The 21,309-nt window shown below is 61.9% G+C and carries 15 protein-coding genes, 1 tRNA gene and 4 pseudogenes; 11 read left to right on the forward strand and 9 right to left on the reverse strand.

Annotation, left to right across the window (positions count from 1 at the left end):
- Positions 1–19 precede the first annotated feature (19 nt).
- Together MSIMFI_RS16330 and MSIMFI_RS16335 are read left to right on the forward strand one after the other, a co-directional pair.
- A pseudogene (locus MSIMFI_RS16330) lies at positions 20–275 on the forward strand (type II toxin-antitoxin system VapB family antitoxin).
- Positions 275–508, forward strand: a pseudogene (locus tag MSIMFI_RS16335) (PIN domain-containing protein); the annotation flags it as partial. The pseudogenes MSIMFI_RS16330 and MSIMFI_RS16335, both read left to right, overlap by 1 nt.
- 130 nt (positions 509–638) lie before the next feature.
- Here the strand turns inward: MSIMFI_RS16335 and MSIMFI_RS16340 are convergent.
- Positions 639–1,043: pseudogene (locus MSIMFI_RS16340) on the reverse strand (pyridoxamine 5'-phosphate oxidase family protein); the annotation flags it as partial.
- Positions 1,044–1,241: 198 nt separating this feature from the next.
- Between MSIMFI_RS16340 and MSIMFI_RS16345 the strand changes: the two are divergent.
- Both MSIMFI_RS16345 and MSIMFI_RS16350 read left to right on the forward strand, forming a co-directional pair.
- Positions 1,242–2,120, forward strand: coding sequence for a universal stress protein (locus MSIMFI_RS16345; RefSeq protein ID WP_191498258.1), 879 nt, complete (start codon positions 1,242–1,244; stop codon positions 2,118–2,120).
- Positions 2,121–2,339: 219 nt separating this feature from the next.
- Positions 2,340–3,866 (forward strand): bifunctional aminoglycoside phosphotransferase/ATP-binding protein, encoded by a 1,527-nt coding sequence (locus tag MSIMFI_RS16350; protein WP_191498559.1) that lies wholly within the window; start codon positions 2,340–2,342, stop codon positions 3,864–3,866.
- A 23-nt stretch (positions 3,867–3,889) separates the two neighbouring features.
- On the opposite strand, the gene MSIMFI_RS16355 is transcribed toward MSIMFI_RS16350, so the two are convergent.
- Genes MSIMFI_RS16355 through MSIMFI_RS16365 form a run of 4 tightly spaced genes read right to left on the reverse strand, consistent with a single transcriptional unit; the run spans position 3,890 to position 6,510 of the window.
- On the reverse strand, positions 3,890–4,567 hold the full coding sequence (locus MSIMFI_RS16355; RefSeq protein WP_396820260.1) for a glycoside hydrolase: 678 nt from the start codon (positions 4,565–4,567) through the stop codon (positions 3,890–3,892).
- Between the two features lie 49 nt (positions 4,568–4,616).
- The gene (locus MSIMFI_RS16360; protein ID WP_191498260.1) at positions 4,617–4,883 is read right to left on the reverse strand and encodes a YdeI/OmpD-associated family protein; all 267 of its coding nucleotides are present in this window, start codon (positions 4,881–4,883) and stop codon (positions 4,617–4,619) included.
- A 37-nt stretch (positions 4,884–4,920) separates the two neighbouring features.
- A complete protein-coding gene (locus tag MSIMFI_RS29715; RefSeq protein WP_396820378.1) occupies positions 4,921–5,001 on the reverse strand; it encodes a DUF6632 domain-containing protein in 81 nt (26 codons plus the stop codon).
- 12 nt (positions 5,002–5,013) lie between these two features.
- Positions 5,014–6,510: a potassium/proton antiporter gene (locus tag MSIMFI_RS16365; protein WP_186243117.1), complete on the reverse strand. Its 1,497-nt coding sequence runs from the start codon at positions 6,508–6,510 to the stop codon at positions 5,014–5,016.
- 136 nt (positions 6,511–6,646) lie between these two features.
- On the opposite strand from MSIMFI_RS16365, the gene MSIMFI_RS16370 reads away from it, so the two are divergent.
- Positions 6,647–7,339, forward strand: coding sequence for a potassium channel family protein (locus MSIMFI_RS16370; RefSeq protein ID WP_191498560.1), 693 nt, complete (start codon positions 6,647–6,649; stop codon positions 7,337–7,339).
- Positions 7,340–7,410: 71 nt separating this feature from the next.
- Positions 7,411–8,736 carry an acyltransferase family protein gene (locus MSIMFI_RS16375; protein ID WP_191498261.1) on the forward strand — a complete coding sequence of 442 codons (1,326 nt, stop codon included), beginning with the start codon at positions 7,411–7,413 and terminating at the stop codon, positions 8,734–8,736.
- A gap of 41 nt (positions 8,737–8,777) precedes the next feature.
- Here the strand turns inward: MSIMFI_RS16375 and MSIMFI_RS16380 are convergent, their stop codons facing one another.
- From MSIMFI_RS16380 to MSIMFI_RS16390, 3 genes are all read right to left on the reverse strand, one after another.
- Positions 8,778–9,236 carry a DUF5078 domain-containing protein gene (locus tag MSIMFI_RS16380; RefSeq protein WP_186243119.1) on the reverse strand — a complete coding sequence of 153 codons (459 nt, stop codon included), beginning with the start codon at positions 9,234–9,236 and terminating at the stop codon, positions 8,778–8,780.
- A 325-nt stretch (positions 9,237–9,561) separates the two neighbouring features.
- On the reverse strand, positions 9,562–10,629 hold the full coding sequence (locus MSIMFI_RS16385; protein WP_224770283.1) for an alpha/beta hydrolase fold domain-containing protein: 1,068 nt from the start codon (positions 10,627–10,629) through the stop codon (positions 9,562–9,564).
- A 252-nt stretch (positions 10,630–10,881) separates the two neighbouring features.
- Positions 10,882–12,561 (reverse strand): helix-turn-helix domain-containing protein, encoded by a 1,680-nt coding sequence (locus tag MSIMFI_RS16390; protein ID WP_191498262.1) that lies wholly within the window; start codon positions 12,559–12,561, stop codon positions 10,882–10,884.
- Positions 12,562–12,985: 424 nt separating this feature from the next.
- Between MSIMFI_RS16390 and MSIMFI_RS16395 the strand changes: the two genes are divergently transcribed.
- From MSIMFI_RS16395 to MSIMFI_RS16415, 5 genes and pseudogenes are all read left to right on the forward strand, one after another.
- The gene (locus MSIMFI_RS16395; RefSeq protein WP_191498263.1) at positions 12,986–13,426 is read left to right on the forward strand and encodes an MmpS family protein; all 441 of its coding nucleotides are present in this window, start codon (positions 12,986–12,988) and stop codon (positions 13,424–13,426) included.
- Positions 13,423–16,335 carry an MMPL/RND family transporter gene (locus MSIMFI_RS16400; RefSeq protein ID WP_191498264.1) on the forward strand — a complete coding sequence of 971 codons (2,913 nt, stop codon included), beginning with the start codon at positions 13,423–13,425 and terminating at the stop codon, positions 16,333–16,335. Before MSIMFI_RS16395 ends, MSIMFI_RS16400 begins: the two co-directional genes overlap by 4 nt.
- A 5-nt stretch (positions 16,336–16,340) precedes the next feature.
- Positions 16,341–17,981, forward strand: a complete 1,641-nt coding sequence (locus tag MSIMFI_RS16405; RefSeq protein ID WP_191498265.1) for a DHA2 family efflux MFS transporter permease subunit — start codon at positions 16,341–16,343, stop codon at positions 17,979–17,981.
- 18 nt (positions 17,982–17,999) lie between these two features.
- A pseudogene (locus MSIMFI_RS16410) lies at positions 18,000–19,550 on the forward strand (type I polyketide synthase); the annotation flags it as partial.
- Positions 19,549–20,688 carry a hypothetical protein gene (locus tag MSIMFI_RS16415; RefSeq protein ID WP_449870807.1) on the forward strand — a complete coding sequence of 380 codons (1,140 nt, stop codon included), beginning with the start codon at positions 19,549–19,551 and terminating at the stop codon, positions 20,686–20,688. The pseudogene MSIMFI_RS16410 and the gene MSIMFI_RS16415, both read left to right, overlap by 2 nt.
- Positions 20,689–21,217: 529 nt before the next feature.
- On the opposite strand, the gene MSIMFI_RS16420 is transcribed toward MSIMFI_RS16415, so the two are convergent.
- Positions 21,218–21,294: transfer RNA gene (locus MSIMFI_RS16420), tRNA-Pro, on the reverse strand.
- Positions 21,295–21,309 lie beyond the last annotated feature (15 nt).

A 21,309-nucleotide genomic window follows, 5' to 3' on the forward strand; every position in this document is an offset into this window, starting at 1 on the left:
TCAATAGATCATCTTTATTGTGGCGTTGAGCATCAAGGATCCCGAGGCCGACCGGTTGGCCAGGGAATTGGCAGCTCGCACTGGCGAGACTTTGACAGAAGCAGTCGTGGTCGCGTTGCGCGAACGACTGGCCCGCCAGACCGGGCGCACTAGGTCCATTCCGCTGGGCGAAGAGCTGGCGGCGATCCGCCGCCGACGCGCGGCCTTGCCAGTGCTCGATACTCGAACCGCGGATGAGATCCTCGGCTACGACGACCAAAGGGTTGCCCGCCTGATGATGATCGACACATCCGCGCGGGCGGCGATGCTCAACGAGGCGCCCGAGGCCGGACGGTTCGAGACAGCCGTGGAAGCAGATCATGTTCGGCTGATGTCGACAGCGTCCTACCTGGAGACGGCCATCGTGGTCGAAACGCGCTTCGGTGAGCCCGGGGGACGGGAGTTGGATCTGTGGCTCCATCGCGCCGCAGTTGATCTTGTCAGCGTCGATCCCGACCAAATTGACGCGAACTCGCCAATTCGCTTGAACCTCAGCGGTTCTCGATGGCCGGCAGGATCATGTCGTTGGTGTAGTCGCGCAATACCCTGTGACAAAAGGCCTTTGGGCATGGGACTTTGGCATGGCGTGAAGGCATTGGGCCGAATTGGAACCGCCGGCCCGTGACCGTTTCGGGGATCACTCGCACATAGTGCGACTTCTCGGAGCCGGTCCACGACAATACCTGGGCGCGCTCGGCGTGCTCGATCTCCTCATCGGTACGAACCGGGCGTGCGGTGCCCTTCACGATCACGCTCCAGCCCTCGGCGACATTGTGATCGTCGACCTCGAACACCACGTGATTGTTGATCGCGGCGCTGACCAACTTGGTGCCCTGTGCGGTGCGGAACAAAATCGTTCGGCCCTGAACGGCGTAATTTACCGGGAAGATCTCGGGGCGTCCGTCAACGCTCGTCACCAGCCGTCCCAGCGTCCTACCTGCCAGCAGGTCCCAGCATTCATGCACTGGCAGGACGGTCACACCTTCATCGTTAGGGTATTTCATACGGACGATGCTATTGCCGCAGGCTAGATGAAGCGTCGGCCGAAGGTCCTGCGTATTAGGGACCAAAGTTAGTTAGCCGCTTTGTGATCCGTCCGGCCCACGGTCTTGCCCTGGAGCTGCTGTGGTTGAGGACTAATGGCCCATGACGCACGGCTGTTCGGGCACTACCGTTTCGGTGACGCACTGAAGGAGAACATTATGTCCACAACCGTGAAGCGTTATGGCATCGTCGTCGGAGTCGATGGATCGGCCGCATCGGACGCCGCCGTCTTTTGGGCAGCGCATGAAGCGGCGCTGCGCAATGTCCGGCTGACCTTGGTCCACATGTTCAGAGCATTCGTGCCGACCTATCCACAAGTACCGATGCCGAATGGTATTGCGCTTTGGCAGGAAGACGACGGCCGGCGGGTACTTGAGCAATCCGTCAAGATCGCCGAAGACGCTGTGCTGCGAGACCGAACGATCGCAATAGCAAGCGAACTGAAGTGTTCACCCCCCGTGTCGACGCTCGTCGATATGTCCGACGAGGCCGAGATGATCGTGGTCGGCTGCAATGGGCGTGGCGCGGTCGGGCGAGTGCTGTTGGGGTCCGTTAGTTCGGGTGTGGTGCACAGCGCGAGGTGCCCGGTCGCGGTTATTCGCGACGAAGCTTCGTGGATGCCGCGTTCCAATCGTGCTCCGGTATTGGTAGGCATCGATTGTTCGCCGGCGTCTGAGCTTGCCCTTGCTGTCGCATTCGACGAAGCGACGCGTCGCGGTGTCGAGCTCACGGTTCTGCACGCGTGGAGTGACATTGCGGTGTACCAGCTCCCGTGGCTGGACTGGAAGTCGGAAGCGGAGCGAAGTCTTGCCGAATTTCTGGCGGGCTGGCAAGAGCGCTATCCCGACGTCAAGGTGCAGCGAGTTGTCGTTCTTGATCACCCCGGCCGAGCCCTGACGGAAGAGTCGGAGTCCGCTCAGCTTGTCGTCGTGGGCAGTCACGGTCGAGGCGGCTTGACCGGCATGCTGCTGGGTTCGGTCAGCAATACCGTAGTGCACTCGGTCCGTACGCCGGTGATCGTGGCACGCCCAACCTAGGATTTCACGAAATACCCAGCACGATAACGAAATCCCCGTATCAAGCACAGGCTCGTGGCCCGATCATCTGGGACGAGCGATTGCTGGGCGCCGACAGCAGTCATGGGCCAGGAGGAATGTCGACGGGGCCTCATCCCGCTCATCCCGAGCAGGCTCCGGTTATGGTGGGAATTGACGGCTCGCCGACTTCCGAGCTTACGACCGAATTGAAGTATCGCTATGGATGACGCGATCCCAACCACCGGGACTGCCGGGTCATCGGCGGCGGCTGCGGCGCCGTATGTCGATGTTCACGAAACCCACACCGGTGTGGTGGTGTTAGCCGGCGAGCGAGCGTACAAGGCCAAGAAGCCGGTATTGACCGACTTTCTTGATTTCCGTTCAGCGGAGCAGCGCGAGGCCGCGTGCCTACGCGAAGTCGAATTGAACAGCCGTCTGTCTCCGGGTAGTTACCTTGGCGTTGCTCATCTCGACGACCCCGCGGGAGGTTTCCCCGAACCACTTGTCGTGATGCGGCGGTATCGCGATAGCGACCGGTTGGCGGCCTTGGTCACACGCAGCGAGGCCGGCGGCGCCGACGAGTCGGTTCGGGGTGTGCTGGACACCATCGCCGCGGTCCTGGCCCGCTTCCACGAGCATGCCGAACGCGGTCAGCTGATCGATGCCAAAGGCACGCCTGAGGCGGTTAACCAACGCTGGAGCGAAAACCTGCATGAACTTTATCGCTATGCGGGAGACGGCTTTTCCGAAGAGTCGATCGCGCGGATTGAGCATCTCGCCACTGACTTCATTTCCGGACGTGCGGCATTGTTCACCCGGCGGATCGCGGACGGATGCATCGTCGACGGCCACGGCGATCTGCTCGCCGACGACATTTTCTGGGTCGATGGTGAGCTGGCCATGCTCGATTGCCTGGAGTTCGACGACGAACTTCGCTACATCGACCGCATCGACGACGCCGCGTTCCTCGCGATGGACCTCGAGTTCTTAGGCCGCCAAGACCTCGGTGATTACTTCCTCGATCGCTACATCGCGCATTCCGGCGATTCGTCGCCAATGTCGCTGCGGGACTTCTATATCGCCTATCGCGCACTAGTACGAGCGAAGGTTGACTGCGTCCGGCTGTCACAGGGCAAATCGGAGGCTGCTGTGGACGCGTCTCGGCACATTGCCATCGCAACCCAGCACCTGGAAAGCGGTGCCGTCCGGTTGGCGCTAGTCGGTGGCAGTCCCGGTACCGGGAAATCAACCTTGGCGCGCGCACTTGCTGAACAAGTTGGGGCCCAAGTTATCTCAACAGACGGGGTGCGTCGGGAACTACGGGAGCGGGGAGACATCGCAGGAGATCCCGGTGTCTTGGACGCAGGGCTTTACAGCCGGGAAAACGTCACCGCCGTCTACGAGGAGGCACTGAGGCGAGCGCGTGTGTGTTTGCCAAATGGGCAATCGGTAATTCTCGACGGCACCTGGCGTGATCCGCACATTCGCACACTGGCGCGTCGCCTTGCGACGGAAACACATTCGGCACTCGTCGAGCTCATGTGCACCGTGGCGGGTGACACGGCCGCCGACCGGATCAAAACGAGACAGCCGGGCAATTCCGATGCGACGCCGGAGATCGCCACTGCGCTGGCTGCTCAACACACCGGTTGGGACACCGCGCACCGATTGGAAACCACTCGGCCGCTTGAGGATTCATTGCGAGAAGCTCATGAGGCCTGGCGTCGAGCTACTCGGAATGAGTAGGACGTGCCGATTTCGGCAATTGGTCACCCCGGCGGCGCCGGGCTCATGGATCCGATGAAGTAGGTTTCGTGCCCGCTCGGGTATCCGCCGCCGTCGGTCGCGATATGAACGTGGTCGTAGTGGTTGGCGGTTTCGTTGCCGTAGTCCGCCGTCCAACTCCCCGAGCCGATGCCTGGGTAAATCTTCTGCCGCCAGATCACATGCAGCACTCCCCATCGTTTGGCATTCGCCAAGGCATATCCGGCTATTTGGTTGCCGAGCTCGATACCCTCGGGGCTGTCATGGTTAGGGATCATGACATCGATCGCCAACCCGTTGGGATGCCACGGCAAAGGATCCTGCCGGAACCCGAAGATCTGCGTGATCTGGGGAAACAGCAGGCTAATGGCACGGGCCGCCCAAATGGTCTTGACCTGCAAGCCCTCTTCGGGCGCGCGGCCAGTAGGTAACGCGAACTGAAAACCCTGGGCAGCGAGAGGCGCACTGCCCGCCAACAATTCCGTCTCCGCGGGACTGGCGGTATGCGGGGCGCCGGCCGGCACGGCTGCGGGGCGCGTCGGGGTTGCTGCGGCGATCTCAACGTGGCGCGGTGGCTCTGTGCGCTGGGCGTACAGCATTGCGGCAGAGACGAGGATCGAGGCCACGAGTGCCAACCACCGGGCCCGGCCCTTGGTTAACACGTTTACGCGCACGAACAGCACTTTAGTGTCGCGTGCGACGCATGTGGCAACGTTTGTTATCTGTTCGTTGTCAATTGCCGGTGCGCTCGCGATGCTTGCACCCCGGCCAGCAGCAGGGACGACGCTTGCCTTCTTCCAGTTCCTCCTGGGTCCGGCGAATGCGGCGCAATCGGGTCGCCTCCTGCTTTGCATCGTCGACCCAGCAGATGAACTCGTTGCGCGCTAGGGGCGTTATGTCATTCCAAGCAGCGAGTGCCGTGGAGTTCGCGATCAGGGCCTCGCGCAGGTCTGCAGGCAGCTTGTGCACCACCCCACCGGGTATTCGCTCGTTTGCCACCGAACCAGGTTAGATCGCCACGGGTTTAGCCACACCGTCATGTTCGCTGCGTGGACCACACGGCGAACCAGATCAGGCTGAGATGGGCCTCCGGGCTCCGCGCCGCGCGGCCTGTCATTATCCGTGTCTGTTAGAGCAGTTCGCCGTACTCGTCGAACCAATACGCGAGTTTGCCGCGCCGACTCACTGCCCGAAGCCGGGACTCGGCCGCCGCCCGGGTCTTGCTGGTGGTAACGATGAGGAGTTCGTCGCCGATCTCGATGCGAGTGTCGGGTGTTGGGACGAAGGTGTGGCCGTCTCGGATGATGAGCGTGATCACGGCCGGGTCGGGGAGACGGAGTTCCAGGATGGTGACGTTGTGCAGCCGGGAGGTCGGCTGCACCGTCATGGTCAACAACTCCGCGTCGAGCATGTCCAAGGGCGCGGCTTCCACCTGAATCTCGCGGGTGGATTCACCAGAAATCAGGCCCAGCCTGCGAGCGATTGGGCGCAGGCTAGGGCCCTGCACCAGAGTGAATACGACTACCAGCATGAACACGATGTTGAGCAGGCGATAACTGTTGGGTACTCCGGCAACGATCGGAAACGTCGCCAACACAATGGGGACCGCACCCCGTAGCCCCGCCCACGAAAGAAAAACCTGCTGGCGCCACGGAACACGAAACCCGAGAAGCGAGACCACGACCGACAGCGGCCGGGCGACCAGCAGCAAGAGGAGTCCGACGACGACGGCGGCGACCACGTCGGCACCCAGATCACTCGGGTCAACCAGCAGTCCGAGCAGAACGAACAATCCGATTTGGGCCAGCCAGCCAAGTCCTTCGGCAAACGACCGCGTTGCCGATCTGTGTGGCAATCCCGAGTTGGCCAGCACCACCGCGGCCAGGTAAGCGGCGATAAACCCGCTGGCGTGGGACTCGCCGGCTGCGGCGAACGCGACAACTCCCAACCCGAAGGTCGCGATCGGGTACAGGCCGGAAGCGGGCAGCGCGATCCGTCGCAGCCCGACGGCACCGAGGTATCCGATGGCCAATCCGATTGCGGAGCCGCCAAGTAGTTCGGACACCATATCGGTGATAGCGCCCTCGGGCTCGAACAAGAACGGCACCGTGCTGAACATCAGTACCAGGATCACCGCGGGGGCGTCGTTGAAGCCGGACTCTGCCTCGAGCAGTCCGGCAACACGCCGGGGCAACGGAAGCACGCGTAGCACCGAGAACACGGCTGCCGCGTCGGTGGAGGAAACGATGGCTCCCAACAACAACGCGATCTGCCAGTCAACGCGAAGCAACAGGTATGCACCGACAGCAGTTACCACCGTGCTGATCATCACGCCGATGGTGGCCAGCGCGGCCGCGGGCGCGAGTAACTTTCGGATGTCGGCGAAGCGGGTGGTTAGACCGCCTTCGACGAGGATCACAGCCAGCGCCGCTGTCCCCAGGTTCCTGGCCAGGTGCACGTCGTCGAACTGCAGGCCGAGGCCGTCTTCGCCGACCACGACGCCGACCAGTAAGAACAGCAGCAGGCTGGGAAACCCGATCCGAGTAGCCAGCCGAGTACCGACGATGCTGGCCAGCAGCACTAGGCCACCGATCAACAAAGCCAGATACAGCTGCTGCAAGCTCATTACGTTCCCGTTCGGATGCGCCCACTTCGGCGTGCTGCCAGTTAATCAGTACCAGGCCCGCACGGCGCTCTGTGTACGCACGCCGTGCGCTCTGCGAAAGTGCATAGGACAAGATGAATGTGTGGCGACGAGAAAGATGCGAATCGCGATTGCCGGCGCGGGTAACGTCGGCAGGTCAGTCGCGCGCGAGTTGCTCGATAGCGGCCACAAGATCTTGTTGATCGAACGGCAACGGGCCAACTTCGAACCACACACGGTTGCCGATGCGGACTGGCTGAATGCCGACGCTTGCGAACTGACATCGATGCATGAGGCGGGCATCGAGACGTGCGACGTCGTGATCGCCGCAACCGGGGATGACAAGGCCAATCTCGTCGTGGGTTTGCTTGCCAAGACCGAGTTCGGGGTGCCCAGAGTGGTGGCGAGAATCAACGACCTGCGCAACGAGTGGCTGTTCACCCAGGCGTGGGGTATCGACGTGGCAGTCTCGACGCCAGGCGCCATGGTTGCCGGCATCGAGGGCGCCATTGACGTAGGCCACTTGGTGCGATTGATGGCACTCCGCGAGGGCAGTGCTGCACTGACGAAACTGACTCTGCCCGAAGACAATCCACTAGTGGGACAGCAAGTCGGCGAGATGGATCTACCGCCGAACAGCGCTCTGGTCACGGTGCTTCGAGGTGACAACGTCATAGTTCCTCAGCCCGACGACGTGCTCGAAGCCGGCGACGAGTTGCTCTTCATCGCCGACAACTCCCTAGAGCGTTCGATCCGCACTGTTATCCACGGCGCCAGAACTTTTCGTGCGCCGACCAACCGTGAGGCCTGAGCGACGCCGAACGGTAAAGACAGGTAGTCCTACTCATTCGCCGCAGCCTGCAGGCCCGCAAGCTGAAACGCATGCCGTTCACCACACGCGTCCGCAATCCATCCGAGATCGCTAACAACACCCCAGCCGACCGCGACCGCGCCGTCGACGTGGCGCGCCTGTGCGCACTGATCGTCGTGATGTTTGGACACTGCGCGTTGCTGCTTGCCACCGTCGACTCCGGCGGTTTGCAAATCGGCAACCTGCTCGGTGAAATACCCGCGCTCGCTCCGGTCACGTGGCTGGTTCAGGTCATGCCGCTGTTCTTCCTTGCCGGCGGTGCCGCGGGTGCCTACGGCTGGCGCGATGGAATGCCTTGGGGTACGTGGCTATTCCTTCGGGCGCAGCGACTGTGCCGGCCCGTGTTCTGGTATCTGGCGGCATGGGTGGTGGCGCTGCTCGGGGTGCGCGCGTTACTAGGGGCGGAGTCAGCGGCGGAGCTGGGTCGAGAGTGCGTCGCGCTGTTGTGGTTTCTGGGCGTCTACCTTGTGGTGCTTGCCTTCGTTCCGGCGTTGACACGTCTGCGGGCGGGGTGCGCGGTCGCGGTTCTGGTCGCTTCGCTCCTCGTGGCAGCGGGTGCCATCGACCGGATTCGGTTGGTCATCGGAACTCCCGTATCGGGTGCGGCGAACTTCTTGATCGTCTGGCTAATCCCGGTGGTGATCGGCGTCGCCTACGCGCGCCGGCTCCTCGGCCCAAGCGCAGCGCTCGTTGCAGCCGGAGCCGCGATTGCCGTGCAAGTGGCGCTCGCCGTCGCCGGGAGATACGAGGTCTCACTGGTAGTGACCGGCGCCGAACGGATGTCCAACGTGTCGCCACCGACGCTGTTGCTCGCGCTGCACTGCACGTGGATGTCGTTGGTGTTCGTGGCGGCCGCGGGAGCGATCCGCCGGTGGGCGGCACGGCCCCGGGTCTGGCGCATGGTGGCGGTGGGTAACGGGGGAGCGATGACGCTATACCTCTGGCACATCCCGGCCATCGCAGTTGCGGCCTTCCTGTTGCACGCAGTTGGCCTCGACGCATACGAGGTGCACGCATCGGGGTTCTGGGGGCTTCTTGCGCTGCGGGCCGTTGTGTTCGCCGCGGTGATGGCCGTCGCGTTCCGGTTGCTGACGCCGCTTGAGCATCGAGCGCTGCCATGGTGGGACGAGTGGGACGAGTGGGACGCTACGCTCCGGGCGACCGGCGCCCGGTCGGTTGCCAGTGGTGCGCTGGTATGCGTGTCGGGAGTCGCGCTGGTTCTATTGGCCAAGAACGGGCTGAGTGGTTCCGGGGGATGGACGGCGTTGGGTTGCTTCCTGGCCGCGGCGACGGCAGCGCGGCTGAGCGCCGGTTCGCAACGGCGTCGCGCGCAGTAGCGATATCTAAAGTGCGCGAACGAGCTAAGCCCAGATGGGGACTAAGCCCAGTTCCACACCGACATGTCGCCGGCCGGGTAGTTGTTGCAGACGTCGGTGGACTTGGCGACGACGCCCTTGTTGTTGAAGAAGATCTTCATGTGGTTGGGCCAGGCGAACCACAGCGGATCGCCGTTGTAGAAGTGTTCGGAGTAGTCCCTACGGTCGGCCGGGCTGAGCGAGAAGAACCAGTGCGCCTTGTCTTGGGTCGCCTGCTGGACGTTGGGGTGGTTGTTGTAGTCGATCATGTAGCGCTGGTAGTAGACCGGGCTGGTGTCCCTGGTGGCCGCCAGGATCTGTTCGGCGTCGCAGGTGGTGGCGATCATCCTGCGCGGTATCGGAAAGTCCTCCGTGGAATCCGCGGCGGCGATCCTGGGGAAGGTCGCAGCGGAGACACCCATGGTCACGAGCAAGGCCGCGAAGACAGCGCCTGCGCGTAGTCTAGGACTCGGGCGAAACATGCTGGTGATCCTAACATTTTGGGACCTGTCGGGCGGGACGGCTGTCACTGTTGCCAGCTATCTCGCAGGCTAGTCGCGGTACGACACGGGGTCCGCGGCCGAGATACGGGCCTTGGTGAGGTTCTGTGCAGCTCGAATATGTCCGTCGACGAACGCAGGCCGACACAACAGAGAGCGGTCATCCCACGAGTGAAGACGTGGTATGAACGCAAAGCGCGTGTCGATCGTCGCTAATTCCGGTGTTACCACCGCGGTGATCGGCTTCATTTCTGGTAGTCCTTGATACTTCGCCGTGAAAATCCGGATCTGTTGGGCACGAGGGCGTTTAGTCAGTCGCCTCGCGAATGTATTCTCCGATTTGCCGCAACGAGCGGGTCGCTTCGGGCACCATCGGCGCGGCGACCTGAAATGCGTGGATCTGACCGGGCCAGACCCGGATCTCCACGGGCACACCGGCCGCGGCCAGCTTGCCGGCGGCCAGCTGCGCGTCGTGCAGCAGGACTTCGGAACCGGAGACGTGAATTAGCGTTTGTGGCAGACCGGGTTCGATATGGTCCAACGGCTCATACAGCTCTTCGGACTCGGCCTTGGTGGTGCGATTGGCCGCGGCCCGCGCGGCCACCTGAGCGAGCGCATCGAATGCTTTGGCAGTAAACATTGCGTCGGTCCTGATGCTGGACTGGGACTGCTCGTGCCTCGGGGCTAGCTGCAGAAGCGGGGAGATCGCTACTAGTGCCGCCGGCTTCTCGCCCTGCTTCTGCAGTCGTTGAGCGAGCGCCAGAGCGAGGTAGCCGCCCGCGGAATCGCCCGCCAGCACAATCTGATCCGGCTCATATCCGCCTGCCCGCAACCATCGGTAGGCATCGTGGCAGTCATCGAGTGCCATCCCGATCGAGTGCTTGGGGAGCAGTCGATAGTTGACGACCAGGATGGGTGAATCGGCGAATGTTGATAGGGCGGTGACGGTTTTGCTGTGCGAGTTCGCGCCGCACATCAGAAACGCCCCGCCATGCACGTAAAGCACGATGCGACGATTGCCGTCGACCGGTAGCACTCCGGGCGCGCGGACCAACTCCGCGGTGGCGTGAGGCAAGTCGACGGTGCTCCGGATGGTCCCCGGCGTCTGCGGCAGGATGCGGCATGCCGCGTCGACCAGGCCCCAGGGCCATGGCAGGTTGGGGGCATAGCTACCCACCGCCAGGATTGGCCTGATCGTCATTCGCGACGTCAGTGTCGCCAATCGGGCTGCGATACTTGGCCCAGTCTCGACGACCTCGTGGGGTGTCCCATCGCTGAACGGGAATTCGCGCTTCTTGAATCTGCGCATCGCGCCCAGATCGTATGCGCGAGTGACTTCGGCGGGTGCACCCGATGCTCGACGTAATGTGGTCATGCTCAACACTTCCCACCTCGCAGTGACGAGACCGAACTGCCTTTGCAAACTTCCGAAATCACGCTCGGTTTCGGCGGGCCGGCATTGTCTCTGGTGAAGATGTTGACGGCTGCTACCGGTATCGCGGAATGGTCACGATAACCAGACTTGGGTAGCGATACAGGTCACGGTGCACATCACCGCATCGCATTGCGAGTCGTTGCGCTGTGGCAGGTGCCAAAAATGTTCAGCGGCAGCGTATTTGCTGTCCGATTAGCGGAACGCGGCTTCTCGATCGGCGGCCGCTTCCACCTCAGCCAGCAGGCTGAGCCTGATGGCAAGTCCGAGAGTGAATTGGTTCTCCGGTTCACGTACGTCCAGACCAATCGTGCGGGAGATTCGGTCGAGTTTGGCCAGCGTGGTGTTGCGATGGACGTTGAGTCCACGTGCTGTGGCGTTGACGTTGCCGCCGTGGGCCAGATAATTGGTCAGTGTCTCCAGCAGGTTGGGGCCCGACCGCAGCGGCTCGATAACCTCCTGAACCAGTTGCCGGCTGGTCTCGGTGTCGGCGATCTCGGTCAGTACGGTGAGGCTGCGCAGTTCCTCGTAGGAGATGGCGGAGGTGCGGCGAAGCCGACGGGCGATGCCCAACGCGATGCGGGCCTCGCGGTAGCTGTCTGAGACCTTGGCGGCGTTGGGGGCGGGCCGTCCGTAGGCGACGGCCACCGCGGTGCGGCACCGCCGCTCGAGTTCGGTGCACATTTCCTGTGCGAAATCGGCCATTTGGCGCCCCATTGCCGCGTCGTCGCCATTGCGCAGCGCACGGATCACCACCAAGACGTCGCCGATGACGGTCGCGTCGGTTCGTGCTGAGCACTCCGGGGAGATGCCGGCGGCGTATCGGGCCAACCGGATCATGCCGGCCACCGGATTGTCCACCGGGTGCGGGAGCACGCCATGGGCGACGAAAACCGCGAACGGCGAGTCGATGTCGATCTCGTGGTGGTCGGCACGTGCTCGCAGCTCTTGCTCGTTGCAGAAGCTGCCGTGCACCAGAGCCTGGATGAAGTCGCCGCGGGCGCGCTCTTCCGCCTCATCGACGCTGTGCTGGCGCAGCATCTCCGAGCCGATGATCGCGGTCGCCTGCTCGGTCACGATGCGGTGACGGAAGAGATCTTGAGCGCTCAAGGTGGCGAACGGCACGAGGACCACCACCCAGCCGTGGAATGTCTTGCCGTGCTGGATGGCGCTGGCAATGCACGTCCACACCCCGCTGTGCGGCCCGGCCACTGGGTCCACGCGAGTTTCATGCCCGCTCGCACGCTGGGCGGCGGGCACACCGGTTGCCAGGATGCGGCGCACCGAGTCGGACAACACCTTGACCGCGTCGGCGCCAAGTCCGTTGTGCGCGACCACCTGTCCGCGGGCGTTGAGCGCCATTGCGGGGTTTCGAGCGAGGTTGGACACCTCCCGGACGAGGAGCTGCAGGCCCGCGCCGCGGTGGAAGAGTCCGGCCAGCGAATCGTGTACGTGGGTCGAGTAGCGCATGGCCTGCAATTCCTGGCTCAGGGTGCGTTCCGCGAGTAAGCGATTGAGCGCCGCAAAACCCACGGGCAAGTCCAACTCAATGATCACCAGTCCAGCCGGCAGCCCGGCGCGTGGAAAGTCTGCTGGGATTGAACCGTCCACCACCAGCAGGGTGGCGCCTCGGCTGGCTATAGCGGTCAGCATGGTGCTGTTGGCTAGCAAGGCTTCGGGGCGTGCGTACAACGCGACGGCGTCGAGTGGATCCGGCCGAGGGGGCACTTCGGTCAGCGGCAGCATCCAGGTCAACTCACGGTCGAGTTTGTCGGCACCGGCCACCACACGAGCGCCAGACATCAGCGGTTCATCCAGCAGTCTCCGAATCGTCAATCGATAGTCCTCGCCTACATTTGGATGCGCTGCTGTCATGTCAAACCTGTGCTGTTCTCCGTTCGGATGGACACGCTCGCGGTCAATAAATCGAATACACCGATTTATGTGCCGGCACTATGTGCAGGTTGACCCACCTATCCGCCGGATTGTGGGCATTGTGGCTGTGCCACGGTGCGCATACGCGCTGGTAGACATCTCCGGTGAATCCACCTTTGTCCTGGTTTGTCCTGCGGAAACACTGGAGAATTCCCATGGATCAGATCCGCCAGATCACCGTTGAGGTGAGCCGTCCCACTGGTAGCGGCGGGTAAGAGATGCTGCCTCAGCTACAACTCGAACATCGCGCAGCCGCTGGTCACAGCGGCTCGCTCGCGGCGGGACGGGTACGTTGCACCGCTCGAACCCGCAAACCTCGGCACGGCGACGTCGCGGGCCACCTCGGTGTGGAGGTGACGCCGTGATGACGCTGGTCTTCAAGCTGCTGGTGCGGCTGTGGATTCCGCTGGTGGTTCTCATTGTGGTTGCTGTAGCGGGATTCACGGTGTCACGAATTCACGGTTTCTTCGGGTCAGAAAAGCGTGCTGCATACAGGGACGGTAAGAGTGACGAGACCAAGCCGTTCAACCCCAAGCGCCTGGTCTACGAGATCTTTGGCCAACCAGGAACGGTCGCAGACATCAACTATCTCGACGTCAATGCAGATCCGACGCAAGTTAATGGAGTCCAGTTGCCGTGGACGCTGAAGATCACATCGGACCTGCCGTCACTCCCGGGAAGCATCGTGGCCCAGGGTAATAGTGACCAGATCGGCTGCCGCATAACCATCGACGGCGTTGTCAAAGTGGAAAGAATTTCCAATGAAGTCAACGCTTATACATTCTGCGTAGTGAAATCATCATGAACAACAATTCGACGGTCAGCCACAACACCAAATCGTTCATCCCGCGGACGATTCGCAAACTTTCGGTACCCATTATCCTAGTTTGGCTCGGATTTGTTGTAGTTCTCACTTTATTTGTTCCGTCGCTAGAGCAGGTCGGGCAGAAGAATTCAGTGTCACCTATTCCCGCCGATGCACCGTCAATGGTAGCGGCGAAAAAGATCGGTCACGCATTCAACGAATCCGACACGGACAATTCGGCGATGATCGTGTTGGAGGGTGACCAACCACTTGGCGATGATGCGCACAAGTACTATGACCATCTGATACGCGACCTAAAAGCCGACACGACGCATGTCCAGCATGTCCAAGACTTCTGGGGAGATCCGCTCACTGCCGAGGGAGCTCAAAGTCCCGACGGTAAGGCCACGTATGTTCAAATAAACCTTGCCGGAGCTCCCGGTTCACCCCTGGCGAACGAATCCATAAAATCAGTGCGGCACATCGTGGACCGCATATCCCCACCACCCGGGGTCAGAGCCTACCTCACAGGCCCATCAGCGATCGTCGCCGATCTGAATGAGACGGGCGATAAATCGATGGCCAAGGTTACAGCACTCAGCATCCTGGTGGTTTTTGTGATGCTTCTGCTGGTCTACCGGTCACTGGTCACCGTGATAATTCTGCTGCTCACGGTTGGCATCGAATTGACCGCTGCCCGCGGTGTTGTCGCCTTTCTCGGGAATCACAATATTATTGAGCTTTCGACTTTCTCGGTGAATCTGTTGACCACAATGGTGATCGCGGCCGGAACGGACTATGGGATATTCCTCATGGGCCGCTACCAAGAGGCCCGTCAGGCCGGAGAAGATCGCGAAACGGCCTATTACACCACCTACCATGGGGTCGCTCACGTTATCTTGGGCTCTGGTTTGACTATCGCTGGGGCAATGGGTTGCCTCGGCTTCACGCGGCTGCCGTACTTCCATAGCATGGGCGCCCCTAGCGCGGCGGGCATGGTCGTTGTGGTCGCCGTGGTCCTGACGCTGGGTCCGGCAGTTCTCACCGTCGGCAGTCGCTTCGGTCTGTTAGATCGCAAGCGGAAGATCAAGACACGGGGATGGCGGCGGGTCGGTACGGCGGTTGTTCGATGGCCAGGGCCCATCCTCGCCGCGTCATGCGCCATTACCCTCGTCGGCCTATTGGCACTGCCAGGCTATAGAACAAACTATGACGACCGGAAATATATGCCGCAGTTTATTCCGGCAAATGTCGGATTTGCGGCGGCGGAACGGCATTTTTCCACTGCTCGTATGAAACCTGACATTTTGATGATCGAGACGGACCATGACTTGCGTAATTCAGCAGATTTTCTCGTCCTGGATAAATTAGCCAAGGGGATCTTTCATGTACCGGGTATCTCTCGCGTTCAAGCGATAACTCGGCCTAATGGAAAGCCGATTGAGCATTCGTCGATACCTTTTCAGATGAGCATGCAAAATGCCAGTCAGCTACAGACCATGAAATACCAGCGCGACCGTGTGAACGATATGCTAACACAGGCCGACGAGTTGTCTAAGTCAATCGCGCTCATGAAGCGCACGTATGAGCTGATGTCGCAGATGGCTGCCAATACTCACCGGATGGTAGGCGATACCGCCGAGATGAAAGAAATCACCGACGAGTTGCGCGATCATATTGCAGATTTCGAAGATACTTGGCGGCCGATTCGTAGTTATTTCTACTGGGAAAAACATTGCTATGACATCCCAATCTGTTGGTCGTTGCGCTCGATATTCGATGGGCTTGACGGGGTGGATCAGATCAGTGAGAAGATGAATCAGCTGTTGGGCGAGCTGCGAACTATGGATCGGCTTATGCCAGAAATGGTCGCAACGCTCCCACCCATGATCGAATCTATGGAAAGCATGCGGACGATGATGCTGACCATGCATAGCACTATGGCCGGCATGTACGATCAAATGGCCGAAAACAGCGAGAACGCCACTGCGATGGGGAAGGCTTTCGACGCCTCTCGGAACGACGACTCGTTCTATCTTCCCCCTGAGGTCTTCAACAACGCCGACTTCAAGCGGGGTATGAAGGTGTTCCTTTCGTCGGACGGAAAGGATGCCCGCTTCATCATTTCGCACAGGGGAGATCCTGAAACGCCCGAAGGTGTGCAGAGTATCGACAGGATTCGGACAGCGGCGGAGGAAGCGCTCAAAGGAACTCCATTGGAGGACGCAAAAATCTATATTGCAGGTACTGCGGCCGTTTATAATGACATTTCTAATGCCGATAAGTACGATCTGTTGATCGCGGCAATTTCCTCGCTGTGTCTCATTTTCATCATCATGCTGCTAATCACGCGAGGGTTGATTGCCGCTCTTGTTATTGTGGGCACCGTTGCCATTTCGCTGGGCGCATCCTTTGGGTTGTCCGTGCTCCTATGGCAGCATATTTTGCATATCGAATTGCACTGGCTAGTTCTCGCGATGTCGGTGATCTGTCTCCTGGCCGTGGGCTCTGACTACAACCTGCTCCTGGTCGCCCGTTTCAAACAGGAAATACATGCGGGATTCAATACCGGCATTATCCGGGCCATGGGCGGCACTGGCAAAGTTGTGACATCGGCCGGTCTGCTATTTGCGGCAACGATGGGAACAATGGCTATCAGTGATCTGCGCATTGTTGGTCAAGTGGGCACCACGATTGCTATGGGGTTGCTATTCGATACGCTGATCGTCCGCTCATTCATGACGCCGACGATTGCGGCGCTATTGGGACGCTGGTTCTGGTGGCCAATGCGAGTTCGGCCCCGGCCCACCCTCGCCCGCTCCCGGTCAGACGGCCCCGAGCCCGAACAGGAGCCCGGACCCCGCCATCGTGATCTTTCTGGATCCGGGCTTTCCGCGGCTGTGGTCTAGGGCGGATGTCAGTGGAAAGCCGTGTAGATCACCCCGGACCGTCGGAAACGCTGACTCGGTCGGAGGTCGTATCAAAGCCGAGCGAACCCGACGGTGGAGCATCGCAGGTCGAAGAACGCGGCTATCCTGAGAAGCTCGACGGCCGCCTGCTCCGGATCGCAGGCGTGTGTGTGCTGGCCTCGATGACCCAGAGTATGGATGCCACGGTCGTCAGCGTCGCTCAGCGGACGTTTGTCACGGCATTCGGGTCCACTCAGGCCTTCGTGGCGTGGACCATGACTGCCTATATGTTGGCGATGGCCACCGTGACCCCACTAGCAGGTTGGGCCTCCGACCGCTTTGGTACCAAACGAGTCTTTATGGGCTCGGTGCTGGCGTTCAATGTGGGGTCTTTCCTGTGCGCGTTGGCCCCAAACATGATGCTGCTCATCGTGTTTCGCGTGGTGCAGGGCCTCGGCGGCGGCTTCCTGATTCCTCTGGTCCTCACCATATTCACCCGCGAGGCCGGGCCTGGGCGGCTCGGCCGCTTGATGGCGGTGCTCGGCATTCCGATGGTGCTCGGCCCGATTTGCGGGCCAGTCCTGGGTGGTTGGCTCATAGACTCCTTTGGCTGGGAGTGGACGTTCTGGATCAATCTGCCCAACGGGTTGACCACGTTGATCCTCGCGGCGATCGTGCTCCCGAATGATCGGCCGAAAGCGTCCGAACCCTTTGACTTTGTGGGCATGTTGCTACTGTCGCCCGGTTTGGCGATGTTCTTGTATGGGGTGTCATCCATCCCGGACCGAGGCACGATGGCCAATTCCCATGTGTGGGTACCGGCGGTCATCGGCTTGCTGCTGATCATCGGATTCGTCGTTCACGCCCTCTACCGCACCAAGCACCCCCTGATCGACCTGCGTTTGTTCACTAATCGTGTGCTCAGACTTGCCATTTCAGTGATGTTTATATATGGCGTCGGCTACGCAGGCGTCGGGTTGCTTTTTCCGAGCTACTTTCAGGAGTTGCTGAATCACACGTCTGTGCAGGCTGGCATGGACATGGTCGTCATGGGATTGGGTGCCATGCTGGCGATACCGTTCGCTGGGATGATCGTGGATAGACGGGGTCCTGGCACGATCGTGGTGGTCGGATGTTCGGTGATCACCGGGGGCATGGCCCTATTCGCGTTCGGGGTGGCCGTGTATCCGCATTACTTGCCTACATTGCTTGTGGCACTGGGGATCATTGGTATGGGGGCGGGCTGCACCGGCCTGCCTCTCTCCGCGGCCGCTGTCCAGACCCTTGCCCGGCATCAGCTCGCGACGGGCTCGACGCTGCTCAGCGTCGGTCAGCAGCTAGCGGCGTCGATAGGCGCCGCTCTGATGTCAGTGATCCTGACAAGTCAATTCAATCGCAGCGAAAACATTTCCGGTGCGCACAAGATTGCGGCGCTGCAGGAGGAGTGTGCTCGGCGTGGCGTGCCAATTGACCCGTCGAGGTTGCCACGAGCGGCCCGCAATCCCGACTTCGCCGGCAACCTGCTGCACGATCTGTCACACGCCTATTCCGTCGTCTTCTTCGTCGCCGTCGGTCTGATGGCGTCTATGTGGATACCCGCGGTGATGCTCGCCAGGGCGACCAAAGCCCGGAGTGGACGGGACTAGTTCAAACTCCGGAGAGAAATGGATACGCAACTCTTTAAGGCGACCGAAGCCCTTCGAAAAGCGGTAACACAGTTGGAGTGGCTGAAGCGGCAGAACGATGCACTGATCGCGCGGTCCAACGAGCCGGTAGCTGTCGTAGGAATAGGGTGCCGGTATCCCGGCGGGGTGAATTCGGCGGGTGGGTTGTGGGACCTGGTGGCTCGCTATGGCGATGCGGTTTCGGAATTCCCCACCGATCGGGGTTGGGACCTGGAGGGGCTCTTTGATCCTGATCCGGACGCGGCGGGCAAGACGTACTGCCAGCAGGGCGGGTTTTTGTATGACGCCGCGGACTTTGATGCCAGGTTTTTCGGGATCGTCCCGGGTGAGGCGTTGGCGATGGATCCTCAGCAACGACTGCTGCTGGAGTGTTCGTGGGAGGCGTTGGAACACGCAGCCATTGATCCCGTGTCGCTGCGGGGCTCAGCCGCGGGTGTGTTTATCGGGATGATGAATCCCGAATACGGGATGGGGCAGGAACTGCAGGGGTTGGAAGGGTTGACCGGTTCGGAGGCCAGTGTGGCCTCGGGGCGTATCGCTTACACGTTGGGGTTGGAGGGCCCGGCGGTGTCAGTGGATACGGCGTGCTCGTCGTCGTTGGTGGCATTGCATTTAGCCTTGGCATCGTTGCGATCTGGGGAATGTGACGTGGTGTTGGCCGGTGGGGCGACGGTGCTGGCCACTCCGGCCATCTTCGTGGGTTTTTCGCGGCAGCGGGGCATCGCGCCTGACGGGCGGTGTAAAGCGTTTGGCGCCAACGCTGATGGGGTGGGATGGGGCGAGGGCGTGGGAGTGTTAGTGCTGCAGCGGTTGTCGGATGCTCGCCGCGATGGGCGTTCGGTGTTAGCGCTAATCCGTGGCAGCGCAATCAATCAGGATGGGGCCAGCAACGGATTGACCGCACCTAATGGACCATCTCAACAGCGGGTGATCCGTGCGGCGTTGGCTAACGCGGGGGTGTCGGCAGCCGAGGTCGACGTGGTAGAGGCTCATGGGACGGGTACGACGTTGGGCGATCCGATTGAGGCCCAGGCACTGTTGGCTACTTACGGGCAAGACCGACCGCCGGAGCATCCGTTGTGGGTGGGGTCGATCAAGTCGAACATGGGCCACACCGCGGCGGCGGCGGGTGTCGCCGGGGTAATCAAGATGATCCAGGCAATGCGCCATGGGGTGATGCCGGCGACGTTGCACGTGGATGAACCGACACCACATGTGGATTGGTCGTCCGGTCAGGTGCGTCTGCTTACCGAGTCCCGGCTCTGGCCGGCCGAGGATGGCCGCCCGCGGCGGGCGGGGGTGTCCTCGTTCGGGATTAGTGGCACCAATGCGCATGTGATCATTGAGCAGGCCCTGCCGGAGTTAGCCGAGGTTGAGTCGGTTTCCGAAGTGGGCTCCTCGGTGCTGCCGTGGGTGGTGTCGGGCAAGTCGGCGGCGGCGCTGGCGGCGCAGGCGGGACGGTTGTGGGCTTATGTGGATGCCGATAAGGGCTTGGCGCCAGTTGATGTGGGGTTCTCGTTGGCGGGTCGTGTCGTGGGACCATCGGCGCGTGGCTCCGTCATCTGAGGCTTCCGCTCCTGGGACGTCTCGCCATCCCGCAGCTGGGTCGGCGCCGTCCTGGCCGCAGGTGCTTGGTCGATTGACCGACTTGTTCGGCAGCGGTGGTGCCGGAGGTGCCGGGGGCACCGGACTATCCAATGGCGGAGCTGGTGGGGCAGGTGGCTCGGGCGGTCTGTTCGGCAATGGCGGGGCCGGTGGCAACGGGGGCGTCAGCAGTGCCGCAATCGCGGGTGTTGGCGGGGCAGGCGGTTCGGCGGGTCTCTTTGGCGACGGCGGGGCTGGTGGAGCGGGCGGTCTTGGCGCACGTGAGGGAAGTTCCGGTGGGGACGGTGGCACCGGTGGTCGCGGCGGTCTGCTCTATGGCTCCGGAGGTGTCGGAGGTGTGGGCGGCAACGGCCAGCCCGGCAATGGCGGGGCCGGCGGTGCCGGTGGTGACACCGGATTACTCGGGTCTGGTGGCGACGGAGGTAACGGCGGGAGCGGCGGCGAGGACGGCGGGAACGGCGGGAGGGGCGGCAACGGCGGGCTGCTGTTGGGTTTTGGCGGGACCGGCGGTGCCGGAGGTAATGGTCAGCCTTCCGCCGGCGGCGCCGGCGGTACTGGCGGAAGTGCGGGACTGTTTGGTTCTGGCGGGGCCGGTGGTATCGGTGGTGCGGGCTTCAGCATCGGCGGCGACGGTGGGGATGGCGGCCACGGCGGTGTGATCGTCGGTGATGGTGGTGACGCCGGCGCGGGCGGCGCCAGCGCAACCCTTGGCGGCAGTGGCGGCGCCGGCGGAGATGCGGGCTTCCTCTGGGGCTTTGGTGGGGTCGGTGGAGCCGGTGGGTCAGGCGGGTTCGCTGCGGTCGGGATGGGCGGCAACGGCGGCAACGGCGGCAAGGGCGCGTTGTTCGGTAGCGGTGGCGATGGCGGCGCCGGTGGCGACGTTATTTTCGATCTGAGCACCGGGGGTAAAGGCGGGGATGGCGGTAGCGCCCACCTGGTGGGTGATGGCGGCAACGGTGGCAACGGTGGCAGCGCACCCTCGGAGTCCGGATACGGCGCCCCCGGTGCCGGCGGAAAAGGCGGGCTACTGCTGGGCGAAGACGGAGCGAATGGGCAGCCGTAGTCTTCTGCACAGGTCACGCAACGAGCCCCAGCGATGGTGGCCACCGTCGTGCTCAATGCCGATCCGGGCACGACCGATTTGGGTGAACGACATCAGGCGAGCGGCCAACTACCTAGCCCCGATGCCGCCCGGAGAAGTTCACGAGCCTGACCGTGGTCGGCGCGCCGGCCGGTCGCGACCGGCGAATCCGGTTGCTTCGCTGGCGCTTTCCCGCGCACGAGCTCGCGCGTCGCGATCATGCCGCCGGCCCACACCATTGCCGACCTGCAGCCCCAACTCGATGACTTCCTGACCTACTACAACACCATCCGATCCCACCGCACTACCGGGCGCGCCACGACCGCATCGATGCCGCCGGCGTCATCCCCCCTGCGCTACAACGGCCGCCTACACCACATCGGCCTGTCCAAACCGCGACTACCAACCCCGCGGCGTCAAATGCGGAAACTCGCCAGAAAACAGGCTCACGGTGTAATCATGTCTCGGGACACCTGTCAACGATGTCCCGAGGCATGACCTGCTACTTCTTTGGTCGGGCTGACAGGATTTGAACCTGCGACCACTTGACCCCCAGTCAAGTGCGCTACCAAACTGCGCCACAGCCCGGTGCCACCGAAACTA

The organism is Mycobacterium simulans, from assembly GCF_900232995.1.
GTDB classification, from domain to species: domain Bacteria; phylum Actinomycetota; class Actinomycetes; order Mycobacteriales; family Mycobacteriaceae; genus Mycobacterium; species Mycobacterium simulans.

What these genes read in the sequence shown, in the direction of transcription:
- MSIMFI_RS16390 (WP_191498262.1), bottom strand. Translation starts at nt 12,561, where the DNA reads ATGACAGCAGCGCATCCAAATGTAGGCGAGGACTATCGATTGACGATT.
- MSIMFI_RS16365 (WP_186243117.1), bottom strand. Translation starts at nt 6,510, where the DNA reads ATGAGCTTGCAGCAGCTGTATCTGGCTTTGTTGATCGGTGGCCTAGTG.
- MSIMFI_RS16375 (WP_191498261.1), top strand. Translation starts at nt 7,411, where the DNA reads ATGCCGTTCACCACACGCGTCCGCAATCCATCCGAGATCGCTAACAAC.
- MSIMFI_RS16395 (WP_191498263.1), top strand. Translation starts at nt 12,986, where the DNA reads ATGACGCTGGTCTTCAAGCTGCTGGTGCGGCTGTGGATTCCGCTGGTG.
- MSIMFI_RS16350 (WP_191498559.1), top strand. Translation starts at nt 2,340, where the DNA reads ATGGATGACGCGATCCCAACCACCGGGACTGCCGGGTCATCGGCGGCG.
- MSIMFI_RS16345 (WP_191498258.1), top strand. Translation starts at nt 1,242, where the DNA reads ATGTCCACAACCGTGAAGCGTTATGGCATCGTCGTCGGAGTCGATGGA.
- MSIMFI_RS29715 (WP_396820378.1), bottom strand. Translation starts at nt 5,001, where the DNA reads ATGACAGGCCGCGCGGCGCGGAGCCCGGAGGCCCATCTCAGCCTGATC.
- MSIMFI_RS16405 (WP_191498265.1), top strand. Translation starts at nt 16,341, where the DNA reads ATGTCAGTGGAAAGCCGTGTAGATCACCCCGGACCGTCGGAAACGCTG.
- MSIMFI_RS16385 (WP_224770283.1), bottom strand. Translation starts at nt 10,629, where the DNA reads ATGACCACATTACGTCGAGCATCGGGTGCACCCGCCGAAGTCACTCGC.
- MSIMFI_RS16370 (WP_191498560.1), top strand. Translation starts at nt 6,647, where the DNA reads ATGCGAATCGCGATTGCCGGCGCGGGTAACGTCGGCAGGTCAGTCGCG.
- MSIMFI_RS16380 (WP_186243119.1), bottom strand. Translation starts at nt 9,236, where the DNA reads ATGTTTCGCCCGAGTCCTAGACTACGCGCAGGCGCTGTCTTCGCGGCC.
- MSIMFI_RS16400 (WP_191498264.1), top strand. Translation starts at nt 13,423, where the DNA reads ATGAACAACAATTCGACGGTCAGCCACAACACCAAATCGTTCATCCCG.